Below are 16,039 nucleotides of genomic sequence, written 5' to 3'. Positions count from 1 at the left end.
CTACAGGTCGCGGATCAGTTCGGCGTACGGGCCGGGGATGCCCGCCAGCGTGTGGTGGTCGCCGCGCTGGGCGACCCGGCCCTGTTCGAGCACCACGATCTCGTCGCTGTCGCGCACCGTGGACAGCCGATGCGCGATGATCACGCACGCGCAGCCGCGTCGGCGCAGGTTGTCGTCGATGGTCGCCTCGGTCTGCGCGTCGAGTGCGCTGGTGGCTTCGTCCAGGACCAGCACGCTGGGGTTGCGGACCAGGGCGCGGGCGATCTCCAGGCGTTGGCGCTGGCCGCCGGAGAAGTTCTTGCCGCTCTCCGCGACCGCGCTGTGGATGGTGCCGGGCCGGGCCGCGACCACGTCGTACACGGCCGCGTCGCGCAGCGCCGCGACCACCGTCTCGTCCGGGATCGAATCGTCCCACAGCGTGACGTTGTCCCGCACGGTGCCCTCGAACAGGAAGATGTCCTGGTCCACGAATGCCACCGCGGTGCCCATCACGTCGCGCGGATAGTCCCGGCGCGGCCGGCCGTCGAACAACAGCTCGCCGCTCCACGGTTCGTACAGCCCGGCGATCAACCGGCTCACCGTCGACTTGCCGCTGCCCGAGCCGCCGACCAGGGCGACCCGCCGCCCGGGGCCCACCCGCAGCGAGAAGTCGTCGAGGAGCGGTTTGCCCAACGGGCTGTAGCCGAAGGTGACATGGGACAACTCGACCCGGCCGGCGAGCACCGTGGCCGGCTCCTCGGCGCCGGAGCCGGCCCGACGGTCGCGCTCGTCGTCGAGGAACTCGGGCGCGGGCGGGAACTTCTCGATGTCCTTGAGCCGATTGAGGTCGGCGGTCACGTCCTGCAACCTCGGCCCCAAGTTGGTGAGTTGGGCCACGGGCCGGCTGAACGAGTTGACCAGGGTCTGGAAGGCGACCAGCAGGCCGATCGACATGTGCCCGTCGATCGCCCGCAGGCCCCCGATCCACAACAGCAGACCGCTGTCCACGGCGGCGAGCAGCGGCGGTACCACGGCCAGGATCGAGGTGGGCGCGCCCAGTGCCTGCTGTCCGGAGACCACCCGCGCCTGGAATCCGGCCCAGCGCTTGAAGTAGTCGCCCTCGGCGCCGGAAGCCTTCAGCGTCTCGATCAATTGCAGGCCGTTGAACGACGCCGACACCAGGCCCGAGCGGTCCGCGCGCAGCCGGGCCACGGTGTCGGTGCGCATCCGCGAGACCAGTTTGAGCACCACGATGTTGAGCATCGCCACGCCGACCCCGACCAGGGTCAACTGCGCGTCGTACGTCCACAGCAGGCCCGCGTAGACCACCACCAGCAGCATGCTGACCACCGTGGTGGCCACGTCGCGGGACAGGATCTGCGCGATGGTGTTGTTGGCGGAGACCCGCTTGCTGATCTCGGCCGGGTTGCGCTGGGTGAAGAACACCACGGGCAGCCGCAGCAGATGGCGCACCACGCGGACCGAACTGCGGATCGAGGAGGCGGATTCGACCCGCAGCAGATGGGTCTGTTGCAGCATGGTCAGCGCGATGGTCACCGCCGCCGCCAACCCCATGGAGGCGAGCAGCGCGGGCAGGAAGGAATGGTCCGCGCCGGTGAGCACCCGGTCGATGAACACCCGGGTGAACGCGGGCGCGGCCAGGCCGGGCAGGATCAGCAACAGGCTGGCCAGGAGCGCGAGCAGCAGCGCGCCGCCGCTGCTGCGATAGCGCGCGCGCAGATCGGCGAGCAGCCGGGGCGGGTGCCCGCCGCGCCGGAACTGCGGGCCCGGCTCGAAGGTGAGCACGATGCCGGTGAACGCGACGTCGAACTCCTCGGTGGTGACCGACCGGCGGCCCTGCGCGGGGTCGTTGAGCCGCACCATCGGCCGCCCGAGCCGGCGCGTCATGCCCTCGTAGACGACGAAGTGATTGAACTTCCAGAACAGGATGGCCGGCGGCCGGTTCCGGGCCAGTGCCGCGGTCTCCATCTGCATGCCGCGCGCGATCAGTCCGTACGAGCGCGCCGCGCGCAGCAGGTTCGCCGCCTTGGCACCGTCCCGGGAGACCCCGCACGCGTGTCGCAACTCCTCCAGCGGGACGAAGCGGCCGTGGTGGGCGAGCACCATGGCCAGCGCGGCGGCGCCGCACTCGACGCCCTCCAGCTGGATGACCGTGGGCGTGCGTACCGACATCCGGCGCTCGGCGGACTCGCGGCGGCGGCGACCGCGCTCGGGCGGGGCGGGCGGTGCGCCGGCGGGCGGTGGCGAACTGGTGGTGGTCATCCAGGAAGCAGCCAATCGAGCGGGCGCTCGCCGGGCAGGCGGGCGAAGCCGGTGATGGGGGTCTGCGAGTCGATCCGGAACGGCGGGCCCGACTTGTTGGTCCAGCGGTAGCCGCTGAGCGTGCGCGGGTCGGTCTCCAGGTCGACGGTGACCCGGACCGCGCCGCCGGCGGACAGCAGCCGGCCCGCGGCCTGTTGGTCGCCGCCGAGGAAGTCGGCCACCTGCTGGGCGGTGTACGGGAACTGGTCGATCGCGGTGATCCGGCCGCGCAGCAGCCCGAACGCCTGGGAGGGGGCGGACTGTACGGACACGTCCACCTGGGTGCCCGGGCGCAACATGCCCGCGCTGCGCGGGGATACGAACAGCGTGGCCAGGAGCCGGTCGTCGTTGGCGTCGGTGCGCTCGACGGTCATGAACGTGGTGCCGACAGAGATGTATTGGCCGCTGGAGACGAGCAGGCCGATCACCCGGCCGGCGAACGGCGCCCGGACGATCTGCGTGGCGCCCTGCGCGTCGACCACGGACAGCACCGGGGTGCCCTTGGGCACGAGCGTGGCCGAGTCGACGAACAGGTTGGACACCAGGCCGGTTTGCGGGCTCTGCACACGGGAGACGCCGAGCGGATGGGTGAGGATGCCGGGCACCTCGACCTTGCGTGGCAGGGTGCCGCCCGCCGACCAGGCTGCGGTGGCGCCGAGGAGCAGGGCCAGGGCGAGCAGCAGCGCCCAGGCACGGGTGCGGACCAGGCGGATGGGCGCGTCGAGTTCCTCGGGGGCCTTCAGTCCCTCCAGGGCCTCGCGACGGAAGTTCATGGCCGTCCCCCTCCGGGCCCGCCCGGCACGGCGGTGTTCGACTCCGGGCCGATCGTGCCGAGCAGGAACTCGCCGACGGTGCCCTCGCGTTCCCATCGGTTGCCGGTGGCGAGGGCGAACAGGTCGGAGTCGCCGCCGCCGAGCCCGCACCCGCCCAGGCCCATCGCGGTCGCGACCAGGTACATCGTCTGGTAGAGCACCCCGACGTGTTTGAGCACGAGCGCGTAGCCCATCGTCTGGTACTTCCACATCACCCGCCCGAACCGCGCGCTCACCAGCAGCACGACCTGCGGCGGTGTGCTCATCAGCGCGGTGGCCCGGGCGATCTCGGACAAGCGGCCGACCGCCGGGCCGGGGTCGGCGACGTGTTCGAGGCGATGATCGCGAGGGTCGTAGTGGTACAGGCCCGGGGGCACCCCGACCACGTTGTTCACCAGCGGATACAGCTCCAGTTCGTGACAGCGCCCGCCCGACGGGTAGGGCCGGTCGCCGACCTCCTGGCGGTCCTCGTGCAGCACGGCGCGATTGCGTGCCGTGCGGTACAGGAACTCGCCCAGCTGCGCGAGGGTCAGCGGCTTCGTGTCGTCGTGCGCGCGCACCGAACGGCGGCCCTCCAGCACCTCGGTCAGCGGCGGGTCGGCCCGGCGGACCGCGTCCGGGTCGGGGCGGGGCAGGTCGACGGTCGGTCCGTCGAACGCCGGGCGAACCACCGGCAGGGGCGGCTCGGCGGCGGCCCGCCAGTAGGTGCCGCCGTAGGGCAGGTCGTGCCGGCCGGCCCGGGTGCGCCCGTGGAACCACAACTCGTGCGGCGACCACCGGGCCCGGTCCGGATCGGCGTCCTCCTGCTCCGGATCGACCAACAGGCCGTGCCGGGCCAGCAGTTCGAGGGCGCGCGCAGCGCCGGGCGGCAGCGCGCCGGCATCGTGGTGCGGCAGCGCGGCCACCAGCCCGGCCAACGCCGGGTCGAGCAGGTCGGCGGCGACCGGGGACAACGGCGACTCCAGGACGGTGTGTTCGCCCTCGCGGCGGAGCACCGCGAAGCGGGACAACCGCCGGGTCGCCGGATCGGGGGCGCTCGCGCCGCGGGCGAGCGGGGCCGGTGGGGCGAGCGGACGCAGCGCGAGGACGGGTCGGCCGGCCACCTCCAGCGTGGTGCCCAGCCACCCGCCGGCGCGCAACCGCTGGAGCAGCGCGGGCAGTTTCAGCAGGGCGCCCTCGCCGTCGCGGTCGAGCACGGCCCGGTGCAGGTCGTCCTCGCTGCTCGGGCGGTCGGCGAGCAGCGCGACGGCCGCGGCGACCCCCGGGGTCAACACGCCCAGGGACAGACCGCGCGGCCCGAGGAAGAGCAGGGTGGCGCCGGCGTCGTTGGTGCTCGCCCGCGCGTTCGGATGCAGGGCGATGCGTTCCACCGGCACCGTCGTCGCGGCGCCGGCCGCGGTCGGCGGGATACCGAGGCTGGTCATGGAACCTCCGGGGCAGGTCGGGCCGGGCCGGATCGGTTACGCGGCGGGAGCGGCCCGGACGGAGCGGGCGGAGCAGGCGGTGCGGGCGGAGCGGTGCGGGGCCGGCCCGGCCGAGCCGACCGGGCGCGAGCGCGCCGACGGTCGGCCCGGACCCGGGCCATGGGCACGGGAGGTGCTCAGAAGAAGACGCTGTACGGGTTGAGGTCGGCCTCGGGCACCGGCGCGGCCAGCCAGCCCAGCCGCACGGGCGTGTCGTACATCCGCCCCGGACCCAACCGGCGCCAGAAGTGCCGCAGCCCGGGGACCATCACCTTGGCCACGTTCAACTCCAGGTCGGGCAGGGTCTGGTCGAGCACGATCACCTCCAGGTCGACCGCGCGCAATCGCTCCACCGTGCCGCGGATGTCGCGCGCGATGTCGCCGCTGTGCAGGATGCCGTAGCCCTCCAGCGTGGTCTGCGGCAGATGCCGCGCGGGCAGCGCCCACGGCTCCGCCTCGGCGGTGGCGGTGTGCAGCCAGGCCAGGGTGTGTGGGTCGTCCTCCCAGTAGGCGGTGCTGCCGTCCGGATTGCGGTTGATCACCGCGGGCAGGAACTGGTTCACCTCGGTGAGCGCGCGCAACACCGCGATCCGCACGTCCAGGTGGGCGCCGAAGCCGAGGAGGATGTCCTCCACCGGGTGGTCGGTGCGCCGGGAGACCGCGGCGAACGTGGGCACGCCCAGGTCGGTGGTGATGTCGACGACCTCCAGGGTGCGCTGCATCCCGGCGTAGAAGTCGCGCAGGCTGTCCACGTACGGCTCGTGCAGTGAGTCCAGGTCGAAGCCCGGGCGCAGTGCCCGGTTGTACCACCACAGGCCGACCGCGTCCCGCTCGCAACTCTCGAACAGGCCCTGCATGATCGCCTCTTCGAGGGTGTTCCCCGAGGCGTTGCCGTTGCCGTCGCTGAAGCAGTAGAAGTGCTCGTTCAGGTCGGGGTGGCCGAACCAGGAGTAGCCGGCCGGCACCAGGCGGGGCCGGTCCTCGGTCAGCGACCAGGCCCGGGTCCAGTTCAGCCGGCGCTTCTCGTCGAATCGTTCCGGCACGATGTGCAGGCGCCCGGCCGACTCGCGGTTCCACTCCTCGCGCGTCTCGTACTGGGTGTCGGAGTAGAGCAGCAGGTCGTACGGGTGCACGGCCAGGTCGGCGCCCAACTCCTCGAACGAACCCGGCTCGGTGCGGCGGTCGCCGCGCCACACCCCCGAGTAGCGCTCGATCGCCTCACACACCCCGCTGACCCGGGCCTGGACGTCGCTGCGGCCCTTGCCGCCGCTCTGGCCGCGCAGGTTGCGGCGCAACATGCCGATGTTGGGTCCGGGTACGGCGAAGTTGTGGCTGGCCGAGTAGCTGAAGGTGACGCCGTTGTCCACGTCGTTGAGCAGGCGCAGCGCGCTGACCGCGCCGAGCAGTCGGCTGATGTGCTTCTCCAGCCGCTTGAACGTGTCGTCGGGGCGCATCGTACGATGCCCGCCCTCGTCGTCGAACCGCACCGCCTGGTCCACGAGTTCGACCCGCGGGTCGCGGTCCAGGAGCAGCGTGGGATCGCCGCACGCGGGGCACTGCGGCTGCCGGATCAACCGGTGTTGCTCCAGCCGCCGGCTGGGTACGTGCAGCGACACCAGCACACCCTCGTAGCCGGAACGCCCCTCCGCCGCCAGGAGTTCGGCCGCGGCGGCGGCGACCAGGTGCGCGGACAGGCCCACCGACCAGGCGGTGGCGGCTATGGAGGTGCGGATCGGCTCGTCGTCGACGGTGCCGTCGGGGCGCCGCCGCAGGAAGGTCTCCACCTGCTGGTTGCCCGCCAGGCGGTGGGCCAGACAGTGCCAACAACCGGTGCGCCCGGGGACCAGGTAGGGGCCGGTCCACACATCCGCCCCGGTCGGCTTCGCCAGCAGCCAGGGCAGCCCGGAGGCCCGCAACCGGGCGTCCATCGCGGCCAGTCGCGGATCGAGGTAGTCGTCGGTGAGCACCACCGTCAGGTCCGGCCCGCCCTCGGCGGGCGCCGCGCCGGTCTCCGCCGCGGTCACCGGGGACACCGCCGCGCCGATCTCGCGCAGCGCCGCCACCACGGCGGCGGCGTCCACCGCGCCGAGTGCGGCCACCTCGATCCGCGCCCCCCGCAGCCGATGGGCCGCCTCGACCGCGTCCAGGCCCAGGCTCTCCCAGGCCGCGGCCCCGGCCCGGTCGTCGCTCGCCGCGCCGTCCACGAGGTGGCCGAAGCGCTGGAACTTCGAGATCGCGAACACCACTTCGCCCATCGTGAAACGCTCGGCGAGCTTCTCGGTGATCTCGGCGATGGTGTGCGTGCCGTCGAGATACGGCAACACGGCCGCGACCGCCTTGCCCTGGACGAGGTAGTGGCCCTCCTCGCACAGGAGGAAGACCCGATCCGTACCGAAGGGGCGAGGGACGAGATGTGCCTTGAGTCGAGGCAGGTCCACGAATTCTCTCCCGGCGTAGTCGAATTTCCGGCAGCTTTCCGGCAGCGGTGCCCTGCGGCCGTCGCCCGGTAATTGTTAGCGGCGTCCCGGGCGCCTGGACAAGGTCGTTCCGGCGAAATTCCGCTGTTTCTCCGGTGTGTTCGTATTGGGCCAGGGGGGTGCCCGGGTGAGCTCTATCGGAGGTGCCCGCCTAACGTTGGGGGGTACCCCGTTTGTCCTGCCGGTAGGCGGTGTTGGGCTACGGGAGGCGGGACGCAGTGCTTGGGGCAGGGGCGCCGAAATCCTGGGACCCGGCAATTAGGAGTTCGGGCATTGACGGTTCCTCGGCGCGCTCCGCATGCTTCCGGTATTGCAGCCGAACCGATCCGGACCCGATCCGAACGTGCCTCGAATCCATTGTGAATCCGAAGGCCGAGCGGGCGGAATTCGCTGCAGATCCCGAAGTCGGACCCAACGAGGGAGACTCAGATGGAGCCCAGGGACAGGGCCGCGTTCGTCAGGTCCTACACGAAGGTGCTCACCGCCGCGTGGTCGGACGACGAGTACGCGAGCCGGCTGGAGAACGACCCGCGCGCCGCGCTCGCCGAACACGGCCTCGAACTGCCCGCCGGCGCCTCGGTGCGCATCATCCGCAACGTCGAGGGTGAGCCCGACCTCGACGGCCAGGTCACCCTGTGGGAGGCCGGCACCGTCTCCGGCACGTACGAGCTGCGCGTGCCCAACTCGCCGCAGATCGAACTGCGCGAACTGTCCGAGGCCGACCTCGAATCGGTCGCCGGCGGCACCATCGAAACGCGCGACGACACCACGTACTGCTGCTGCTGTTCCCCGTGCTGCTGCTGCACCTGACGGCGCGCCGCGGCACGGCGTAGCGAGAGGACGGCTCATGGAGCCCAGGGAAAGGGCCGCGTTCGTCAGTTTCTACGCCAAGGTGTTGACCGCGGCGTGGTCGGACGACGAGTACGCGGCCCGGTTGGAATCGGACCCGCGAGCCGCCCTCGCGGAGATGGGCTTCGAACTGCCCGCAGGCGCCACGGTGCGCATCACGCGTGAGGCCGGAGGAGAACCCGACCTCGAGGCGCAGGTGCACGCGTGGGCCGAGGGCACGAAGACCGGTCGGTACGAACTGTGGGTCCTGGACTCGCCGTTGCTGGAGACGCGCGAGCTGTCCGAAGCCGATCTCGACTCGGTGGCGGGCGGCGACGCGTACAGCTGCTCCTGCTCACCGTGCTGCACCAGCACCTGATCGACCCGGCCCGGCGGCTCCGGTGCGCGGGAGACCCCGTCCTCCCGCGCACCGGAGCCGCCCCACGCGCCGGCCCGGGGACGTCCCGCCACCCCGGAACTCGACCGGCCACTGACCCGAGGTGGAGACCCATGCCCGGACCGACCGCGCCGGAGGCGCGCGCACCGCACCCCTTCGGGGCACGCGTGATCCACCCGCCCGTCGGCCCCCGCCGCCGGGCGACTTCGGCCGTTCGCCGCCGGGCGGCCACGCTCGCCTGTGCCCTGCTCGTGGCCGGCGCCGCACTGGCCGGATGCGGGGACGGCACCGCCGACCCCAAACCCGCGGCGCCCCAGGCCGACGCGCCCCCCGTGGGCGTGGAACAGGCCACTCGCCTGCTCCAGGAGTACTCCGCGGCCAACACGCGGATCAACACCGCCCTGGACCCCGCCGGGGTCGACGCGATCGAGATGCCGCCCGCCTCCACCGGCAGCAAGGCGGGCCTGCAGGTGGCCAAGACCCAGGCGGTCGCGGTGCCGACGACGGGATACGTGCATCCGCGCTTCGTCTTCCCGCGCCAGAGCGGATACCCGAAGTTCTTCGTGGCGATCACCCAACTGCTGCAATCCGACACGGTCTCCCCGTCACCCAAATACCTGCTGTTCGTCCAGGAGCGCGACGGCGCGCCGTGGAAGGTCGCCTACTACCCGTTCGTCACCGACCGTTCGGAGATCCCGGACCTGGACCAGGACGCCGCCGGCGGCGCCCCCGCCGTCACCGACGGCGCCGGACTGCTCGCCGACCCCGCCGCCCTCGGCCGCGCCTACCAGGACTACGCCCAGGGCAAACGCGACCCCAAGGTGCCGCTGTCGCCCACCAAGACGCTCACCGGACAACTCACCGGCGGATGGACCGCCGGCGTCCAGGCGCTGCGCGCCAAGGGCGGCATCCTGGAGCGCGCCATCGCGCCCGACGCACCCCAATACCCGACGTATCTGCTGCGCACCCGCGACGGCGGCGTGCTGGCCTTCACCGCCGTCCAGGTCCGGGACACGATGACCTCCTCGGGCGGCAAGGACGGTGTGCCGCTGGACGCGGGCAGCCGGGAGGCGGCGCTGGCCGGCAGCCCCGAAGGAGCCCGGGCGGCGCAGTACGTGATCACCCGCCTGATCGTCTCGCTCAGCCACATCCCACCCGCCTCGGCGCCGGGCACCGGCGTGCAGCTGATCGCCTACGGCGACTACGCCCTGTCGGTCGCGGCCGGCTGAGCCCCGACACGGATCCCGAGCCCCCGTCCCGCACGCCGCAGCGCGCCCCCATCCACCACGCCGCAGAGAGGACCCCGGATGTCGTCGCCCGCCGCACCGGCCCGCCGCCGTGAGGTCCACCTGGTCGAGCTGACCGTGATGCCGGGCGTGCGCTACAGCGCCGTGCTCGGCCAACTGCACGCGGCGGCCCGGGCGGACCCGGAACTGGCCGCCGCGGTGACCTTCCACAAGCACGTACACCTCCAGCGCGGCGCCGACGATCGGGACCGCGTCGCGCACGCGGTCCTGGACCGGCTCGACGACCCGCTCGTGATCGCCTTCACCGTCTACTTCTGGAACCGGGCGCGCACCCTGGAACTGGCCCACCGGGTCAAGCAACGCTGGCCGCGCTGCCGGGTCGTGGTCGGCGGCAACGACGTCACCCACCAGCAGCGCGCGCTGTTCGCCGAGGCGCCGTGGGTGGACGTACTGGTGCACGGCGAGGGCGAGTTGCGCTTCCGGGACCTGCTTCGGCACTTCGTCGCACACCCCGACGCCCCACTCACCGACCCCGCCCTGCGGGCCGCGCTCGGCGAGGTGCCCGGGATCAGCCTGCGCGGCCCCGACGGCGCGCCGATCGACACCGCGGATGCGCCGCGCGTGAGCGACCTGGACGCGCTGCCGTCGCCGCTGCTCGACCCCGAGGTGTGGTCGGACCGGGATTTGGCCGCCTCGCGGATGATCGTCTACGAGACCAACCGCGGCTGCCCGTACTCCTGCGCGTTCTGCTACTGGGGCGGCGCGACCAACTCCAAGGTGCGCCAATACTCCCTGGACCGCATCCGGGCCGAACTGGAACGGATCGTCACCCACGCCGGCAACGGCACCCAACTGTTCATCGCCGACGCCAACTTCGGCATCCTGCCGCGCGACACCGAAATCGCCCGGCTCCTGGTCGAGTTGTGCGCGAGCCGGCGCAAACGCCTGCTCGTGATGACCAACTGGGCCAAGAACACCAACGGCCGCGTGGTCGAGATCGCCACGATCCTGCACCGCGCCGGCCTGACCGGCGCCATCACGCTGTCGGCGCAGTCCTTCGACGCCGAGGTGCTGCAACTCGCCAACCGGACCAACATCCGGGTGGACAACTACCGGCGCATGCAACGGCAGTTCCGCGATCGCGGGATCCCCACCTACACCGATCTGATCTGGGGCATGCCCGGCGAATCGTTGGCCACTCACCTGGACGGTGTCGAGGAGGCGGTCGCCTCCGGCGGGTCCCCGGTGGTGTATCCGCTCCTGCTGCTGAACAACACCGACTACACCCACGCCCGCTTCCGCGACGAGCATGCGCTGACCACCCGCCGCATGCCGTGCGATCCCGGCAATACCGACCTGATCGCCGACGTGGTCACCGGACACTCCCGGATGGACTTCGCCGACTGGCTGCGCGGCATGGAACTGCGCATCCCGCTCACGCTGTTCCACAAGTGCCTGCTCCGCTGCACGCTGCGGGTGCTGGCCCGGGCCGCCGGCGCCCGCACCGTCGACCTGGTCGCCACGCTCGGCGAACACCTGCGCGCCGGTGGCCCGGACCCGATCGCCGCCTTCTGGTACGCCGACTACACCCGCTCGTGGCGCGAGCCGGACCGCTTCCCGCGCGAGGCGCTGTACGCCGAACTGGGCACCGAGCCGATCCACGAGGAGGTGCACTATCAGGTGATCCTGCACCGGATGGTGCGTACCCCCGAGCGCGCCCGCCGGCACGCGCACGCCGCCGTCGACGTGCTGTACGAACACCTGGGCGCCGCCGCGCTGCCCGACCGGGCCGACCTGGACGCGGTGATCGACCTCGACCTCGCCGCCGCCGCGGTCTTCCGGGCCGGCATCCACCAGGTGGCCGAGACCCACGAGTTCGCGGTGCCCGCCGCGCTGTGGGCGATCCTGCGCGAGTACGGCGACGTGCCCGAGGCGACCGGCGAGGAGAGCGCCGGCGACCTCGGCGCGGACGTGGTCCGCGGCACCGTCACCGTCCCGGCGTTTCGCACCCACTACCCGTTCAGCCCCTACGCCCTGTCGGTCTGGCACGGCAGCGGACGCCCGATCCACGACTGCACGACCACCGCCGTCGCCACCCCCGCCGAGGCCGTCGAGCCCGCGCGCCACTGAGGGATCGCCATGACCCGCAACGTCCGTGCCGCCCTACCGATGATCTACGCCGTCGCCATCGTGGTCGGCTTCCTGATCGACACCCGGGTCGGGATCGCCGTCTGCATCGTCGGCGGCATGCTCGTCGGCCTCGCCTACACCATGCTGCGCCGCTCCTGAGCCCCTGCGGCCGTCGACCCGGAGTATGTGACCCACGACCGCCGGAATGCCGTCGCCCGCACCGCCGCGTCGCCTATCCTCGTCCCGGATACGGGGGTGGGCGCGGTGACAGTGGACGAGACGAAGCGGCCCGCGGTGCTGCTGGCCGACGACGATGTCGCCATCACCGCGCAACTGGGGCCGCTGTTGGAACGCTCCGGATTCGACGTCCGGATCGTGCACGACGGCGCGGCGGCGCTCACCGCCGCCGGCACCGCACCGGTCCCGGACGTGATCGTCCTGGACGTGCTGATGCCGCTCCTGGACGGGCGCGAGGTGCTGCGCCGCATTCGGCGCTCCGGCGCGTGGATCCCGGTCATCCTGCTGACCCAGGTCGGCGAGTCCACCGAGCGTGCCATGGCCCTGGAGGAAGGGGCCGACGACTACCTCAACAAACCGTTCGACCCGTACGAACTGGTGGCCCGCATGCGGGCGTTGTTGCGCCGCTCCGGACGCGGACTGCCACCCCTCGCCGGCGCGCGCACACTCCGGGCCGGCGCGTTGCGGGTGGACCGGACCGCCCGCCGGGCCTGGCTGGGCGAGCGGGAGCTGACGCTCACCCCCAAGGCCGGTGCGTTGCTGGACTACCTGGTCACCCACCCCGACGAACTGCTCTCCCGCGAACGGCTGATGGAGGTGCTGTGGGGCTGGGAATCGGCCAGCACGACGCGGGCGGTGGACAACCGGGTGGCGGAACTGCGGCGGGTGCTCGGCGACGACACCGCGGCGCCGCGCTGGATCGAGACGGTCACCGGCGAGGGATACCGCTTCGTCGCGCGCGTCGAGGCGGCCGGGTGAGCCGCCGCCGACGGATCGTCCTGCTCGGCGCGGCGGCGGCGGCCTACCTGGCCGCCGTGACGGCCGCCGCCGTCTTCGCCGGTGACCTGCGCGTCTACGTACGCTTCGCCCCCGTCCTGGGCGTGGCCGTGCTCGGTCTGCTCGCCGCCGGCGCCGGCGTGCTGGTGATCGGGGCCCGCCGGCGGGTTGCCGAGGCCGCGGAGCGCGCCCGCGCCGCCGCGGCGGCCGAACACCACCGCTTCCTGCGCCGGTTGGACCACGAACTGAAGAATCCGCTCACCGCGATGCGCCTGGGCCTGGCGAATCTCGCCGCCGACAAGGACACCGGCCCCGACGGTCCGCTCGCCGGCGTGGGGGAGCAGGTCGCCCGGCTCGCCCGGATCACCGGCGACCTGCGCAAGCTCGCCGACATCGAATCCCGCCCACTGGAGCGGGTGGCGGTGGACGTGGCCGTACTCCTCGACGCCGCCGGCGAGACCGGCCGCGACCTGCCCGGCGGCGCCGACCGGCGGATCACCGTCTCGGTACCGCGCGTGCCGTGGCCGCTGCCCACCCTGGCCGGCGACCCCGACCTGCTCGAACTGGCGTTGGAGAACCTGGTCGGCAACGCGGTCAAGTACAGCGACCCGGGCTGCGCGATCGAACTGCGCGCGTTCGAGGAGGACGGCTACGTGGTGGTCGAGGTCGCGGACACCGGACGCGGCATCCGCGCCGACGAACTCCCCAACGTATGGGAGGAGTTGGTCCGAGGCAGCGACGCGCGCGGCACCCCGGGCAGTGGCCTGGGGCTGGCCCTTGTGCAGGCCGTCGTGCTGCGCCACGGTGGTCGTACCGAACTGCGCAGCCTGCCCGAGTCGGGCACCGTGGTGCGCCTTCGGCTGCCCACGTCGTGAGGGTGTATCGGAACCGGGTACCCGTGTCGCAGATCCGGTAGACGGTTGCCACACCGCTGCGACGGACGGTCTCTACCGTAGTGAGCACAGGCCGAACCGGCCCTTCGGAACCGGCCTTTCCACATGGGGGAGAGAACCGAGATGCGTATTCGTACCGTGCTGCCCGCGATCGTGCTGACCGCCGGCGTCGTCGTCGGCGCCACCGCCTGCGAGGCGGGTGTGGAGAAGAAGGACAAGGCCGCGCCGGCCACCACCGCGCAGGGCACCGGGTCGCCGGCGCCGACCTCGGCGAGCGAGCGGCCGAGCACCTCGACCACGCCGAGCACGCCGGTCGCGCCGCAGACCGGTAAGACCGCCCCCTCGACGCCGGCGGCGCCGGTCACGCCGAAGGGGAACGACACGATCGTGTTCACCGGCAGCGGCGAGAAGCCGACCACCGACTGCACGGGTCGTGACGTGCGGATCGAGGGCTCCACGATCGCGCTCACGCTCACCGGCTTCTGCAAGAGCCTGACGGTCACCGGCGGCGACGGCGACAGCATCGAGGTGGCCTGGTTCGACAAGATCACCGTCTCCGGCACGAACCACCTGGTGATGTACGGCACGAAGCCGGACGGCAGCGTGCCGCAGATCAACGACAACGGGTTGAGCAACCGGATCACCAGCAGGGGATGAGACGACGGGCGGCCGCGACGGTGGGGGACGGCCGCCCGTCCCGGAAGGGGTTCGGCTCGGCGCGTGTGATTCGCTGTTCGTCATGAGCATCACCTGGATCACGCGCGTCGAGACCGACGCCGACATCGCCGCCGTCCGAGCCATCGTGCGGGCCGCGTTCGGGTCACCCGCCGAAGCCGATCTGGTCGATGCGCTGCGAAGCGATCCGGCCTGGATCCCGGGCCTGTCGGTGGTCGCCGTCGACGGCGACAACCGGCCGGTGGCGCATGCGCTGCTCACCCGCTGCCACATCGACGACCGGCCGGCGCTGTGCCTGGCGCCGGTGGCGGTGTCGCCCGAATACCAGAAGTCCGGCGCCGGCTCGGCGGTCGTGCGCGCGGCGCTCGCGGCGGCGAAGGAGCTGGGCGAGCGGCACGTGGTCGTGCTGGGGCACCCGGAGTACTACCCGAGGTTCGGGTTCACTCGGGCATCGGAGCACGGCATCGGTCTGACCATCGAGGTCCCGGACGATGCCCTGATGGCGCTGACGTTGGACGCCGACGACCCGCTGCCCGGCGGGACCGTCCACTACGCGGGGCCGTTCGGGATCTGATCGGTCTTCGATCGGTCTTCGATCGGTCTTCGCCGTATTCGGCGCCCTCTCTTCGGAGGGGGCGCCGTTTCGTCTTTTCGGGGGTATTTCGCTTTTTGATTTCCTGGGGAAATGGTGAGGAAACGTTTCTCTTAATGATCGATACAGTCGATTGATGTTCGATCATGCACGATTATGAACGATGCATGATTGCCTGGTCAAGGCTATGAACAGGTGGAATACCGCACAGTCAGAGATCGAACACATACAGCTACGCTGAATCCAGGCCGCCGGTGTCGGAACCGAAAGGCTCTGCCCTGTGTGTGTTCCGGATGGATTCCGTTCACGGACGGTTCATTCCGTCGATTCCGCACCCATGCGGTTCCGCTATTCCGCCGCGGCGATATCCCGGCCGGAAAAAACGTCACTGCTGCACGACGATCCACGCTCCATCGAAAGGAACGACCCCGCGATGCGTAGTCTCCACACCGGTCACCCCCGAGTACGCCGTCGTCGCCTGGCGACCCTCACCGCGTTACTCGTGTGCGTGGCCACCGCCTGGATCGGTTCCCCGGCCGCCACGGCGGCCCCCGCTGCCGGGCCGGTGAGCCCGGCCCTGGTCACCACGACCGCCCACCCCGGCAACCAGGTGGCGCTCACCTTCGACGACGGGCCCAGCCCGCAGTACACCCCCCAACTGCTCCAGGTGCTGAGGAAGCACCAGGTCAAGGCGGTGTTCTGCCTGGTCGGCGAGCAGGTCGAGTGGCAGCAGGCGCAGGTGCGCGCGATCGTCGCCGACGGCCACACCCTGTGCAACCACACCTACCGCCACCGCGACCTCACCACGGTCTCCCCGGCCGAGATCGAGGCGGACATCAAGCAGACCGACGCGCAGATTCGCGCCGCCGTGCCCGGTGTGGAGATCCCGTACTTCCGGGCGCCGTACGGCAATTGGGGCCAGTCGCCGGCCGTCGCCGCGAACCTCGGCCTGCGTCCGCTGAGTTGGACCCTGATGCCCGGCGACTGGGAACTGCCCGGCACCGACGTGCTCCTTCAGCGACTGCGGGACGGCATCGCCCCGACCGGGGTGGTCACCCTCCACGACGCGGGCGGCGACCGGCAGCAGACGGTCGACGCGGTGGACCGGCTGATCCCCGAATTCAAGGCCAAGGGCTGGAACTTCGACCTGCCGGCGCGCTGATCGCCACCCCTTCCAAGGCCCGGTCCGGCGTCGAGCGTGAGCGGGCAC

The 16,039-nt window shown here is 71.8% G+C and carries 14 protein-coding genes; 10 read left to right on the top strand and 4 right to left on the bottom strand.

The features are described from left to right. From ACFXKZ_RS15155 to ACFXKZ_RS15140, 4 genes are all read right to left on the bottom strand, one after another. Entirely contained in the window at nucleotides 1-2,262 is a 2,262-nt protein-coding gene (locus tag ACFXKZ_RS15155; RefSeq protein WP_380000413.1) for an NHLP family bacteriocin export ABC transporter peptidase/permease/ATPase subunit, read from the bottom strand. Beyond that, complete coding sequence (locus ACFXKZ_RS15150; RefSeq protein WP_078978916.1) at nucleotides 2,259-3,074, bottom strand: HlyD family efflux transporter periplasmic adaptor subunit; 816 nt, start codon at nucleotides 3,072-3,074, stop codon at nucleotides 2,259-2,261. The genes ACFXKZ_RS15155 and ACFXKZ_RS15150 overlap by 4 nt, the downstream gene beginning before the upstream one ends. Beyond that, on the bottom strand, nucleotides 3,071-4,537 hold the full coding sequence (locus ACFXKZ_RS15145; protein ID WP_380000411.1) for a SagB family peptide dehydrogenase: 1,467 nt from the start codon (nucleotides 4,535-4,537) through the stop codon (nucleotides 3,071-3,073). Before ACFXKZ_RS15145 ends, ACFXKZ_RS15150 begins: the two co-directional genes overlap by 4 nt. Nucleotides 4,538-4,713: 176 nt before the next feature. Next, on the bottom strand, nucleotides 4,714-7,014 hold the full coding sequence (locus ACFXKZ_RS15140; protein ID WP_380000409.1) for a TOMM precursor leader peptide-binding protein: 2,301 nt from the start codon (nucleotides 7,012-7,014) through the stop codon (nucleotides 4,714-4,716). A 468-nt stretch (nucleotides 7,015-7,482) separates the two neighbouring features. Here ACFXKZ_RS15140 and ACFXKZ_RS15135 point away from each other — a divergent pair, with 468 nt between their 5' ends. The 10 genes from ACFXKZ_RS15135 (at nucleotide 7,483) to ACFXKZ_RS15090 (ending at nucleotide 15,991) form a co-directional block, all read left to right on the top strand. Then, entirely contained in the window at nucleotides 7,483-7,863 is a 381-nt protein-coding gene (locus tag ACFXKZ_RS15135; protein WP_380000406.1) for a hypothetical protein, read from the top strand. Between the two features lie 37 nt (nucleotides 7,864-7,900). Then, on the top strand, nucleotides 7,901-8,260 hold the full coding sequence (locus ACFXKZ_RS15130) for a hypothetical protein (RefSeq protein ID WP_380000404.1): 360 nt from the start codon (nucleotides 7,901-7,903) through the stop codon (nucleotides 8,258-8,260). 131 nt (nucleotides 8,261-8,391) lie between these two features. Then, nucleotides 8,392-9,507 (top strand): hypothetical protein, encoded by a 1,116-nt coding sequence (locus ACFXKZ_RS15125; RefSeq protein ID WP_380000402.1) that lies wholly within the window; start codon nucleotides 8,392-8,394, stop codon nucleotides 9,505-9,507. 78 nt (nucleotides 9,508-9,585) lie between these two features. Beyond that, a complete protein-coding gene (locus ACFXKZ_RS15120; protein ID WP_380000400.1) occupies nucleotides 9,586-11,655 on the top strand; it encodes a radical SAM protein in 2,070 nt (689 codons plus the stop codon). A gap of 9 nt (nucleotides 11,656-11,664) precedes the next feature. Continuing rightward, nucleotides 11,665-11,814 carry a hypothetical protein gene (locus tag ACFXKZ_RS15115; RefSeq protein ID WP_380000398.1) on the top strand — a complete coding sequence of 50 codons (150 nt, stop codon included), beginning with the start codon at nucleotides 11,665-11,667 and terminating at the stop codon, nucleotides 11,812-11,814. Between the two features lie 105 nt (nucleotides 11,815-11,919). Then, nucleotides 11,920-12,651 carry a response regulator transcription factor gene (locus ACFXKZ_RS15110; protein WP_380000396.1) on the top strand — a complete coding sequence of 244 codons (732 nt, stop codon included), beginning with the start codon at nucleotides 11,920-11,922 and terminating at the stop codon, nucleotides 12,649-12,651. Next, on the top strand, nucleotides 12,648-13,544 hold the full coding sequence (locus tag ACFXKZ_RS15105; RefSeq protein ID WP_380000394.1) for a sensor histidine kinase: 897 nt from the start codon (nucleotides 12,648-12,650) through the stop codon (nucleotides 13,542-13,544). Before ACFXKZ_RS15110 ends, ACFXKZ_RS15105 begins: the two co-directional genes overlap by 4 nt. A gap of 141 nt (nucleotides 13,545-13,685) precedes the next feature. After that, a complete protein-coding gene (locus ACFXKZ_RS15100; RefSeq protein ID WP_380000392.1) occupies nucleotides 13,686-14,219 on the top strand; it encodes a DUF3060 domain-containing protein in 534 nt (177 codons plus the stop codon). Nucleotides 14,220-14,301: 82 nt separating this feature from the next. Beyond that, nucleotides 14,302-14,811: a GNAT family N-acetyltransferase gene (locus tag ACFXKZ_RS15095; protein ID WP_380000390.1), complete on the top strand. Its 510-nt coding sequence runs from the start codon at nucleotides 14,302-14,304 to the stop codon at nucleotides 14,809-14,811. 451 nt (nucleotides 14,812-15,262) lie between these two features. Beyond that, nucleotides 15,263-15,991, top strand: coding sequence for a polysaccharide deacetylase family protein (locus ACFXKZ_RS15090; protein WP_380000387.1), 729 nt, complete (start codon nucleotides 15,263-15,265; stop codon nucleotides 15,989-15,991). The last annotated feature ends 48 nt before the right edge of the window (nucleotides 15,992-16,039 follow it).

Origin of the sequence: Embleya sp. NPDC059237 (assembly GCF_042754105.1) — a bacterium.
In the GTDB taxonomy this organism is placed as follows: Bacteria; Actinomycetota; Actinomycetes; order Streptomycetales; family Streptomycetaceae; genus Embleya.
Note: the sequence above shows the minus strand (reverse complement) of the source record. Positions and strands in the feature narration are given on the sequence as shown.

Coding starts and splice junctions, on each gene's coding strand:
- ACFXKZ_RS15155 (WP_380000413.1), bottom strand. CDS start 2,262: ATGACCACCACCAGTTCGCCACCGCCCGCCGGCGCACCGCCCGCCCCG.
- ACFXKZ_RS15150 (WP_078978916.1), bottom strand. CDS start 3,074: ATGAACTTCCGTCGCGAGGCCCTGGAGGGACTGAAGGCCCCCGAGGAA.
- ACFXKZ_RS15145 (WP_380000411.1), bottom strand. CDS start 4,537: ATGACCAGCCTCGGTATCCCGCCGACCGCGGCCGGCGCCGCGACGACG.
- ACFXKZ_RS15135 (WP_380000406.1), top strand. CDS start 7,483: ATGGAGCCCAGGGACAGGGCCGCGTTCGTCAGGTCCTACACGAAGGTG.
- ACFXKZ_RS15130 (WP_380000404.1), top strand. CDS start 7,901: ATGGAGCCCAGGGAAAGGGCCGCGTTCGTCAGTTTCTACGCCAAGGTG.
- ACFXKZ_RS15125 (WP_380000402.1), top strand. CDS start 8,392: ATGCCCGGACCGACCGCGCCGGAGGCGCGCGCACCGCACCCCTTCGGG.
- ACFXKZ_RS15120 (WP_380000400.1), top strand. CDS start 9,586: ATGTCGTCGCCCGCCGCACCGGCCCGCCGCCGTGAGGTCCACCTGGTC.
- ACFXKZ_RS15115 (WP_380000398.1), top strand. CDS start 11,665: ATGACCCGCAACGTCCGTGCCGCCCTACCGATGATCTACGCCGTCGCC.
- ACFXKZ_RS15100 (WP_380000392.1), top strand. CDS start 13,686: ATGCGTATTCGTACCGTGCTGCCCGCGATCGTGCTGACCGCCGGCGTC.
- ACFXKZ_RS15095 (WP_380000390.1), top strand. CDS start 14,302: ATGAGCATCACCTGGATCACGCGCGTCGAGACCGACGCCGACATCGCC.
- ACFXKZ_RS15090 (WP_380000387.1), top strand. CDS start 15,263: ATGCGTAGTCTCCACACCGGTCACCCCCGAGTACGCCGTCGTCGCCTG.